Genomic DNA, 9,926 nt, shown 5'->3' with positions numbered 1-9,926 from the left:
GCACCCCCCGGTGGTGCCCCCACCCCGCGTGTTTACAATTTTGTCATCATGGGGCCCCCCCTTGCCACCCCTTCACCTTCCGTATTTATTTGGGGGGGGGGGGGGGGGGGGCCGGGGGGCGCGCCACCCCTCCCTGTTTGGGCTTCGAGAGGTCACTTCTTGCCGGAACGCCTCTTCGGAGCCTCTACCACCGTGGTACGCGGGTGAGCCCTTCAAACTCCTAATGCGGTGGTCACACCTACCTACAAAGCCGGACGTACCGGCCTACGACCAGCACAACCAGAAGCAACAGCACGAACGCCCAAACGGTCGTCGCTGCGTCGTAGGACCGGTACACGATGGCCAGCATGCAGGGACGGATACCCGGCATGCGGCGTGGCCGCCTTGCACTACAAGCGCACCAGGTCAAGCCGTGTTCGGCGGCTGACCAGCGCCGCACGGGATCCGACGATCAATTACTCGGAGCCTCGGCCCGCTACGCGTGAACCGCGTCCGGCAGCACCTTCCGAAGCGCACTGCCCACGGCGGGCCCGGCCTCTGATACCTGACGCAAATCAGCACTTCTCAGGTAGCGATAGCTCTGCGGCGGATGGAAGGTCCCCGCAGCGCGCAGTGCACTGAGGGGCACCGGCTCGTCAAAGGGCAAGGGATTCTCCAAGGTCAGACCGCTCGCCTGGATAGCACCGTCCATATAGGCGTCATACTCGCGTTGAGTGATCCCTGTCTGAGCACGATGCGCCGACCAGACTTCCTTGGGGGAGCCCACGTGGACCGAGGCGATGCGCGCCATGCCCACCAGGGCCATGGTGGGCGCGGTCGCGTACAGCAGAACCGGGGTTCCGGGCGGCGCAGCGACGCGCTGGCGGCGAACCTCCACCGTCTTGCTGCCGGCCAGGATCGCGGTGGCGAAGCGCGGGTGGACGGACAGCAGCATCGCGCGTTCCGGATCGTTCACGTCGTTCGGTGCCCCTCTTGGTAGACCGCCTGGAACAGCTCGTTACTGATCTTCGACAGGGAGATCAGCGACAACGGTAGTCCCAGCTCCTTCGCCAGGGAGGTCAATCGCCGCAGCGCCACCGGCTTCGGGAAGATCTCAGTGTCCGAGAACCTCAGCGCCATGGCACGACCGGAGGCGTCGGCAGCTTCTTGAACCTCAGCCCGACCATATACGCCCAGGTGTTCGAATTTCGAGAAGAGGGTGTCGGGTGTGTCGATGAGCACCTCGTCGAGTCGCGAACTGCCCACCACCATCTGGCCTTCGCCCGGGGAGTTGCCCTCGCTGACGTACCAGAGCAGGCGAGCCGGAACGCTCTCTCCGCGGCGGCCCGAGGAGCGGTAGTAGACATGCTCTCTGCTGATGCCCAGGACGTCACTGCGCGGAATGAGCATGGCGGGCACGTTGAACAGCTCGCTCGACCAGCGCGGCTTGATGGGCACCAGGAAGGACGGCAGCTTCGAGTCGATGACCTTCGCCGGCCACCACGCACGCTCCACCACGGCAGCCACCTCGGCGGGCATGCCGGGGCGGAGCTCGGTCGTGTCGACTGTCAGTTCGCGGGCGAGCCCTCCAGCCACAGCCTCCACTTCGGCTGCCGTCCCGCACACATTCACGAGGAGAGCGACGAGCCTGCCGTCATGCTCGAAGAACCCGTCGTCGCCGGCCGCGGACCTGGCGGCCTCGGAGGGATGCGGATCGCTGACGCGGATGATCTCTGCACCGCAGTCCCGGCCGAGCCGCTTGATCAGGAAGAGGAGTTGCCGGGCCAGAGTCTGTTCCAGTGGGTGGCCGGCCGTGCGGAGGACGGGGACAACCAGGGTTCGTCCGTCCAGTGCCCATGCGTAGAGGGCGACCGGGCGGCCCTGACCATCGCGGAGCAGCTCGCGGCGCCAGGCGACCGCGCCCTCGCTCAGCGACCGCAGCCGCTCGGCGAAGGCCGATCCGTCGTCGCCACCCGATTGATGGAAGAAGGCGACCAGTTCATCCTCCGCACCTGGTGCCACCTCTCCGGACCGGAACTCCGTGCCCATCAGATCGGCCGGACGGTACACCTGGGCCTGCCGCAACTCGTCCACGTGCAGCGTCACGGTAGAAGGTGAGACGACTCGGACGCGGGCGACCTCCCAGGCCACGTCGGCCAGACGGGACAGCAGTGGATCACGGGTCGCCAGGACTTGCAGACCGGCGCACGACGTCTCGGCCACGTACCGCAGGCGGACGCGAAGCCCAGCGTCGACGGTCAGGTCGGGCATGGCCTGCGCAGCGGCTTGGAGCAGTTCACGGCTTCGCTCGTCCACGGCCGCCGAGTCCGGGGAGAGCTTGCGCAGGCCGGTCAGCGCCGCCCGCTGGTGTTGACGTTCTGCCGTGTCCGGGAGGTCCCGGATCTCATGGACCAGCTGGGGTGTGTAGGCGAGCTCGACGAGATCCGCCATCCAGCCGGCTTCCAGCGCGCGGGACTCCTCCGCGTCGGCCGTGTCAGCGAGGCCGCGCAAATCGGCGAACACTCCGTGGTCGACCGTGACCACCAAGAGCGCGTCGCTCTCCATCTCCGTGAACAGGTCCGGATGGCCGAGATCCAACCACCATCCGTCCAGGATCTCGCCGTCACGGCCCCGCCCTCGCACCTCGCCATCCGGGATGAAGCCGAGACTCCTCCACATCCCGCTCAGGTTGTAGTCCCGTCGGCACTTGGCCTTGATCCCGAGTCGCTGTGGGTACCGCTCCTTAATGCCCTCCACCAACCGACGGGCGATTCCCCGGCCGCGCTGTTCCTCCGCCACACACAGGTGTGCGAGCCGAATACGCGCGCTCCTCTTCGGCAGTCCGAACAGCGCGTAGCCGAGCACCTCATCCGCTTCGACCGCAGCCAGAAGGCCACCGTCTTCCGCTGCTTTCCGGTAAGCAGGAGGTGTGAGAAGCCCCAGCGTCTTCGTGTAGCGATCACCCAGGGCTATGGCCTTGTCGATCAGCTCGTCCTGCGCGGGCGAAACAGACACCAATTTGATCGCCATCGCTCCCCCTCCAGTTGGGCCGGTCACGCGGCCACAACTCCCCTTTCATTACATACAGGAGAAGCTGATCTCATTCACCGCCGTCCCTCAAGGGGGCACAAGGGGCGCACGGTGCTCCGGAGACCGTCAGAAACGCCCTTACGCTTACTTGGCTCCCGTCTGCTTGGCAGCTGGCTCACTCAGCTGCTGCCGCACCTCGGCATCGATCCCCTGGCCCAGCCTGCGCTGGTGCTTCGCCGTCGAGTGCTGGTAGATCAGCTGGGCCCGCTCCGAGGACTGGCCCGCGCGGACCACGAGGCTCTCCAACTTGGCACACACCATCGTGGCTGGCTGTCGTCGGCTGAGGTTCGTGCCACAACCGTGCCAGATCCAGGGGTCAGCCACGGTCAACGGCGGAGACGTGTGGTCGAGTTGTCAGCTACCGCATCAGGTATCGAAGCCGCAGGTCAGTAGCAAGCCGCCCCAGCCTCTCTCCTAAAGCGGGTGTCGCAGGTTCGAATCCTGCCGGGGCGCTGTGGCTAAACAGCCAAAAGGCTAAGGCCACACCATCATCACTGCCGCACGAGCCTCGCGAGGAAGTTGTCTACGAACTTCTCGACCTCGGCTTTCGTCCCCACGTCTCGTACATCAAGGCGTCCGACCCACCGGACGCCGGCGCTCAGCAATAGGTTGTCGCGGCTGTGATCATTAGACGCTCGGCGCGGCATCCCATGATGAAAACCGTCCACCTCAATGACCCCTGCCCGCCCCTTGTAAGTGATCAAAAAGTCAGGCTCTCGTGTAGACCCGAGCACCCGCATCCCTCCCAGCGGCATGATCCCGATGGTCTCGTTGTCTGGCAGAGACGCTTGTCGTTCCTTCAGTACCCGGTAGAGCTTGTACTCCCACTCGTTGGTGAAGTGCAGGTTGTCTTCGATCGGATGCTGATCCTCAGGCTCAAAACGGAGCTTCCGGGCCTGGTTCGTCGGCATGGGGCCGTTGGCCGTACGCAGTTGCTTCCGCCAATCCGCGCTAGGGACTGGGACCACGGGGCAGACCTCGATCGACTCGATCCGAATGGCCAACCGCCGGGGAATGACGGCATGGATGCCGTTCATGATGCGCCCCAACACTGCTTCGGTGAACTGCTCAACAAGTTGCGGTTCCACCGTGAAGTACACCCTGTACTCGTCAGGTTCGTACTCGCCAGAGTTCCAGAGCGACAGGTCGACCGCGAGCACGTCAGTGGCAATGATCGCTGCCTCAGTATCGCCTTGCTGGTAGAGGAGGGTGGCAGCAGCAGCCAACAGTTGCTCCCCCACTTGGTCAATCGGGTTGTTCTCCATGATGTCGGCCAACGACAACTCATCACCCATACGGAGCATTCTTGCACCCGCCACCTCAACCCAGGTTCATCCAGCGGGCTTTGACACAGACCACCTACTGAACGCGACCACGCTCCGCGGCCGTACAGACTCGGGATGGGGGCCGCGCCCAGCACGAACACCGAGCGTCACGCGCTTGGCCGCAGCCGGCATCACCGCCAATGACCGGTCTCTCCGCAACTACGGACCAGTGGGTGCGGGCGACCGCTGCGAGCACACCACGGTCGCACCTCGACCGTTCGTCGAGGTCAGCGTGCATGCCGCCCTCAAATGGGTGCAGCTTCCCAAGCTGATGTCACCCATCGGCCTGCCGCTTCGTCCGGGCTGCGGCGCTGGGGCGCCGGTCCCGGCCGATCGGCAGGCCGAGGAACGCACCAGAGGGCGTCAAGGCAGCGAAGAGCCACTAGCGGCAGTGCCGGGGCACGATGTCGCAAGGGGCCAGGTCGTCTGATCACGGGACTGCGCTCGAAGCGCGCCCAACCGACGTGCGAGGAACGGCTCAGGCCGCAGGCGCTTCCCGCCGGGTGGTCGTAGACGGTTCGGTCGTCGTGCCGCGTAGCTTTGCTTCCAGTCCTGTCGTGATCAGCTGCGCCAGCAGTTCGGCTGCTTCAGAGCGAACGGTGCCGAGCTGCACCAGTCCGTCACCGAAGACGTTCACGTCGGCCACCAGGCCATGGAAGTCAGAGTCCAGTCCGAGCAGCACCAGCTGATCGGCCAGAGTGCCGGCGCTTCGCCGTGCGCGGTTCCAGCCGCGGACGTAGGGCACGCCGGGCAACAAGTCTTCCGCGCGCTTGGCCACCACTCCTCGCCGGTCGGTCATGACATCAGGTCCTTCCCTTGTCTTCATTGGCGGTGGTCGGTGCGTGCCCGAGGTTGCAACGGTCCGTGCCGAAGCCGCTTGCCAGTGCCAGGCGTAGGAGTTCTGCGAGGCGTTCGGCCGTGTCGGGGGACACCCGGCCCAGCTCGACGAGGCCGTGTCCGAAGGCGTTCAAGTCCGCACGTAGATAAGGGAAGTCCTTTTCCAGACCCGCGCGTACAAGGGCGTCCCGCAGTGCGGTGGTCGCGTTTCGGGCCGCGTACCACCCGTCGCTGTCGAGAGGCGACCACGTGGCAGCGTCGCGCCCACTGGTCGGCTCATCCCGCATCGGTGGTCGTCTCCTCGGGAAGCGCAGCGACCGCCGCGTACGGAGTCGGGTACTGCTCGTCGAAGCGGTCGATCCTCGCCAGGAGTTCCGCGGAGGCCACCAGCGCGGTCGCGAGGGCGACCGGCCGCAGCGGGTTGGCCGCCGGCCGACGCATCGGCGCGCGAAGCCACTGGTAGCGGTCGCCGGACAGCGGGATGGGGCCGGGTACTACGACGGCAGAACCGTGGCCGAGGTACCGGTACGGCGGCGGGGAGGACGTTTCGCGTTCGAGGTAGTACGTGAAGGTCTCGCAGCTCTGCGAGCCGAGGAAGAACCCGACGCGCTGCGCCTTGCGGTCGACGACCGAGGGCCCGAACGGCAAGCCACTGCGCAAGAGCCGGTCGAACATCTCCAAGCCGAGGCGCTGTTCCACGCTCACCACGTCGAAGAAGCGGCCCGTCGCCAGCAAGCAAGGCATCCGTGGGTCATCCGCCCAAACCTGTCGGCACTGCGCCGGGTCGTCCGCCGCCGCGGACAGCCATTCCATGCCCCGCCTGGTCATCCTCTGCACGTCGTCTCACCTTCAGTTGGACTACGGTGCGGCCCCGATGCCGCCGTACGTCCAGACTCACGGCCCGCCCTTGACCAGGGCAGATGACGAGAGGTGACGAGGGATGACGCGTCCACGCACGACACGTCATCCCCCGTCCTCCCCATTCCTTGCAGACGATCTCCGGTTACTTCCTGCACGAAGCGATGACCAGCACGTACATTCAGTAACGGAACCCCGAGTTGTCGCACCGGCATCACGCAGGGAGTGAAAGGCCGCCTTGAAGCCGACCAGTGTCCGCTTACGTGAGGCTCGCACGGACCGGGGCTGGAGTCAGCCACGGCTGGTAAGGGAGCTACGTCAGGCCGCCGCCCAGCGTGGCCACCAGCTCCCATCGGACGCCAGCGTGAAGCGGCGTATCGCCAGTTGGGAGAACGGCCACAGCATCCCGGACGACTTCTACGGCCCGCTTCTGTGTGACGCTTTCACCACCAGCGCGGTCGAACTCGGTTTGAGTCACGGGGAACTCAAAGACACCGCTCTACTCGATGTCGCGTATCCCGCCAGCCCGGATGATGCCATTCGGACGGTTGGTCAACTGTGGCGTGCCGATCTCAACCAGTACGACCCGTTGCTCACGGCGGAGCCGTCCGAGCCCGCGTGGAATGAGGCGTCCCTTCGGTGGTTGGTCGCGCCCGAACCGGGCATCCCCCGGCCGCGTACCGAAGGCGCCCGGGTCAGTCTCGGTGACGTGGCAGCCATCAAGATCACGGCGGACATGTTCGCCCAGCTTGACGACCAGTTCGGCGGAGACCACGCGCGTCACTCGGTCATCCAGTACCTCAACAACGACGTGGCCCCGCTCCTGCGAGGCCGGTACACCGAACGGGTAGGCCGGGCCCTGTTCTCCACCGTGGCGGAAGCGACCCTCCTTGCTGGCTGGATGTCGTATGACGCCTGCCATCATGGACTCGCCCAGCGGTACTTCCTCCAAGCCCTCCGTCTCGCCCAGGACGCCAACGATCGTCGGCTCGCGGGCAGCATCCTGTCAGCGATGAGCCACCAGGCGACCTTCCTGGGTCGGTACACCCAGGCCGCCACTCTCGCCCGTGCCGCCCTCATGGGCATCTCCCCGGTGGCCACGCCGACGTTGCGCGCGCAGTTCCATGCGATGGAGGCCCGCGCCCTTGCACGGACCGGCGACGTCACTGCCTGCGAGGCCGCCCTGAGCGCAGCGACCAAGGCCCTCGAAAGCCGAAACAACGAGGACGAGCCGGAGTGGATCAGCTACTTCGACGAAGCCGAGCTTGCTGCCGAGGCCGCCCACTGCTTCCGTGACGTCAACAGCGCCCGTCGAGCCGTCGCCCACGCCGAGAACGCCATGAGCGGCAGCCACGTCCGGAGTGACTTCTTCGCAACCATGGTCCTGGCCGACGCACACTTGCGGGCCGGGGACGTCGAGGAGGCCTGCCGCGTGGCACTCGACGCGTTGGACCTCGGAGAACAGCTCAAGTCGGCGCGATGCATCAGCTACCTCGCCGAGTTCCGCCGAAACCTCGATGCGGTCGGCCACAGTGCCGCAGCACGTGACCTTGCTGAAGAGGCACGTGAGCACAGGCTGTGGATCTCCTCTGGGGTCTAGGTACGACGCTGATGCTGCGCCGTCGCCTCCGGGGCTGTCTCCCGTCGTGACCAAGGTGTGGGATTCTCCTCTGGCGGTTGCTACCGATTGGTAGGACGCCAGTGTGGCGCGTGCTGAACTAACTGTTGGCCAGGCGCGTCGATCCGCGATCCAACTGTTTCTGCACCCGGCCCAGGACGCACGGATAGTGTGCCCGCTGGACGTCGCGCCGTCGTGAAAAGGTGGCGCCTGCGTGACATGGGGTGCGGATGAGGGTGCGGTCAGGCTGGGCAGTGCTTGCCGTCGCAGTGTTGACGGCCGTGATGGGGTGCGGAAGCAGGGGGACAACCGTTCTCTCATCCGCGGAGCTGCAGAGTCGGTGGTGGTCATGGGTATCCGCCGGACCTGACGAATCCGATCCCATCGCGGACCAGGACGGAAGCTCATGCGCTCGGTACCAACCGGACGACGTGTGGTTCCTTGCCGGCACGTACGGGGGGTCAGCCGAGCGGGTCTGCACTCTTCCCTTCGGGCGGCCGGTCGCCTTCCCCATCGTGAACAGGTGGGGTACTTCTCAGGAATGCTCGGACTTCATGACGAGCGCCACCGGGTGGGCCGTCCTCGACGGCAAGCGGCTGGATCCGGAGACCTATCGTGGGGAGACGATTCAGATCAGCCGTTTCGCGGGCCGTCGTGTCATCGGCGTGGACAGTGGTTTCAAGACCACTGGGTGCGGATTGTGGATCCAGTTGCCGCCTCTGGAGCCGGGCGCACACGTCCTGAAAATTCGCGGTGGGTCTGGCAGCCTCCGGGTCAGCGTCGACTATGCGCTGACCGTCGATGCGGGGCGGCACTAGAACGGACTCCACACGTCGCGTCCCTCACCCGTTCGCAGAGACCGCATGCGTCGCGCGAACTCGACGGCAGACCGCTCGCTCGTGCCCACCTGATGGCCGAGCCATGCCACCATCATTAGCTCCCGCATATCGGCCAAGGTCTCGTATCCGGGCCAGTTCATGAGGTCGAACCCGTACCGGTGGACGAATCCGGCGTACTCCGCCTCGGTGTGCCAGCCGTACCGGTCGTAGAAGAGCGCGGTCTGGATCAGGTCCAACTCGCGCGGAGCGAGGGCGAATCCGTCGAGGTCGATGAGGACGGCATGACCGTCCCGGTGGCGGAGGATGTTTCCGATGCTGGCATCCCCGTGGATCATCCCGAAGGGGAGCACGAAGTCCAGTCGGTCGTACTCCTTGGCGAGCTTGGCCGCCCGTTCCTCCAGGAAGGACCGCTCTTCCTCGGAGACAGCATCCAAGCCGTCCAGCGAGGCAGACAGCTTGGCCATGGGGTCGAAGTACGGGAGGCCCAGCGACTCGGGTTCCTCCAGCCAGTGCAACCGGCGGAGCAGGTCAGCCAGCTCGCCGACCGTCGCGTACTCCTCACGCTCCTGGACGCTCTCCCAGAAGGTCACCACCAGGCCGCGGACGACGACGGGCTGAGCGACCCCGGCCGGCACCCGGGTGGCCGGGAAGTCGACCGTCTGCAGCCAGCGGGCCACGCCCACGGCGCGTTCCATCTCCGCCAGCACACCGGGGTCACGGGCGATGCGGACAATGATCGGTAAGGACGCCAACCGGTACACCGCGTTGGAGCCCAGCCGCAGCAGCTCCGCCCCGTTCGCGTCCAGTCCGGCAGCCTCGCACGCCTCACGCAGGACGACTGCCACGCCCTCTGCCGTGAACTCCGTACCGCCGCCCACCGGTCCCCCGCTACTGCCCGAGATCATGCCTCCGACGATACGGCGCAGCCGCACCCCCGCACAGGGCGCCCACGTAATAGGGGCGTAATGATCTTGGATGGAGTAGCATCACTGCACCTCTTCCCCGCAGGTCAGCGCGCCCGACACCCCGCGCACTCACCTGGGCTCCGGAGCCGTGTGCGCAGGTTTGAATCCTGCCGGGGCACTCGCCTAGGAACAGCCGGAATCATGCGCTGACCAGGGCGAATACCCAAAGAAGAGGGCGGGAGTCAGGCTCACTGACTCCCGCCCTCTCACGTTGTCTCTCAGCGTTCGCGACACACCTTTGGCACACTCCAGTGCCTTGGTGATCTTCACGTTGGCCGCTTCGTCGGAGCGGTCGCTGCAGCCGTGATAGCGGCGGTGGATCAGCTCCCGGAAATGTCGGCCCGGCGGGCCACCTCAGCGATCGGCCCGTCCAAGAACTACAGAGCGGGCAGACGCCAGCCCCTCGGGGAGGGGA

General features: G+C 66.0%; 10 protein-coding genes and 1 tRNA gene. 3 read left to right on the top strand and 8 right to left on the bottom strand.

The window, feature by feature from the left end; all coding sequences use genetic code 11:
• Positions 1-475 precede the first annotated feature (475 nt).
• From ACF09J_RS11160 to ACF09J_RS11150, 3 genes are all read right to left on the bottom strand, one after another.
• Entirely contained in the window at positions 476-955 is a 480-nt protein-coding gene (locus ACF09J_RS11160) for an ASCH domain-containing protein (protein ID WP_392305101.1), read from the bottom strand.
• Positions 952-3,009, bottom strand: coding sequence for a GNAT family N-acetyltransferase (locus tag ACF09J_RS11155; RefSeq protein WP_392305100.1), 2,058 nt, complete (start codon positions 3,007-3,009; stop codon positions 952-954). Before ACF09J_RS11155 ends, ACF09J_RS11160 begins: the two co-directional genes overlap by 4 nt.
• A 144-nt stretch (positions 3,010-3,153) precedes the next feature.
• Positions 3,154-3,330 (bottom strand): hypothetical protein, encoded by a 177-nt coding sequence (locus tag ACF09J_RS11150; RefSeq protein WP_392305099.1) that lies wholly within the window; start codon positions 3,328-3,330, stop codon positions 3,154-3,156.
• Positions 3,331-3,449: 119 nt separating this feature from the next.
• Between ACF09J_RS11150 and ACF09J_RS11145 the strand changes: the two genes are divergently transcribed.
• Positions 3,450-3,522: transfer RNA gene (locus ACF09J_RS11145), tRNA-Arg, on the top strand.
• Positions 3,523-3,560: 38 nt separating this feature from the next.
• Here ACF09J_RS11145 and ACF09J_RS11140 read toward each other — a convergent pair.
• The 4 genes from ACF09J_RS11140 to ACF09J_RS11125 form a co-directional block, all read right to left on the bottom strand.
• A complete protein-coding gene (locus ACF09J_RS11140) occupies positions 3,561-4,364 on the bottom strand; it encodes a hypothetical protein (protein WP_392305098.1) in 804 nt (267 codons plus the stop codon).
• 508 nt (positions 4,365-4,872) lie between these two features.
• Entirely contained in the window at positions 4,873-5,193 is a 321-nt protein-coding gene (locus tag ACF09J_RS11135; RefSeq protein ID WP_392305097.1) for a hypothetical protein, read from the bottom strand.
• 4 nt (positions 5,194-5,197) lie between these two features.
• A complete protein-coding gene (locus tag ACF09J_RS11130; protein ID WP_392305096.1) occupies positions 5,198-5,518 on the bottom strand; it encodes a hypothetical protein in 321 nt (106 codons plus the stop codon).
• Complete coding sequence (locus tag ACF09J_RS11125) at positions 5,508-6,068, bottom strand: bifunctional DNA primase/polymerase (RefSeq protein ID WP_392305095.1); 561 nt, start codon at positions 6,066-6,068, stop codon at positions 5,508-5,510. The genes ACF09J_RS11130 and ACF09J_RS11125 overlap by 11 nt, the downstream gene beginning before the upstream one ends.
• Positions 6,069-6,453: 385 nt before the next feature.
• Here ACF09J_RS11125 and ACF09J_RS11120 point away from each other — a divergent pair, with 385 nt between their 5' ends.
• A complete protein-coding gene (locus tag ACF09J_RS11120; protein WP_392305094.1) occupies positions 6,454-7,689 on the top strand; it encodes a hypothetical protein in 1,236 nt (411 codons plus the stop codon).
• A gap of 572 nt (positions 7,690-8,261) precedes the next feature.
• Complete coding sequence (locus ACF09J_RS11115; RefSeq protein ID WP_392305093.1) at positions 8,262-8,525, top strand: hypothetical protein; 264 nt, start codon at positions 8,262-8,264, stop codon at positions 8,523-8,525.
• Here ACF09J_RS11115 and ACF09J_RS11110 read toward each other — a convergent pair.
• The gene (locus ACF09J_RS11110) at positions 8,522-9,451 is read right to left on the bottom strand and encodes a phosphotransferase family protein (RefSeq protein WP_392305092.1); all 930 of its coding nucleotides are present in this window, start codon (positions 9,449-9,451) and stop codon (positions 8,522-8,524) included. The genes ACF09J_RS11115 and ACF09J_RS11110 overlap by 4 nt on opposite strands.
• Between the last annotated feature and the right edge of the window lie 475 nt (positions 9,452-9,926).

The sequence above is a fragment of the Streptomyces sp. NPDC014889 genome (assembly GCF_043081205.1).
GTDB lineage: Bacteria > Actinomycetota > Actinomycetes > Streptomycetales > Streptomycetaceae > Streptomyces.
Note: the sequence above shows the minus strand (reverse complement) of the source record. Positions and strands in the feature narration are given on the sequence as shown.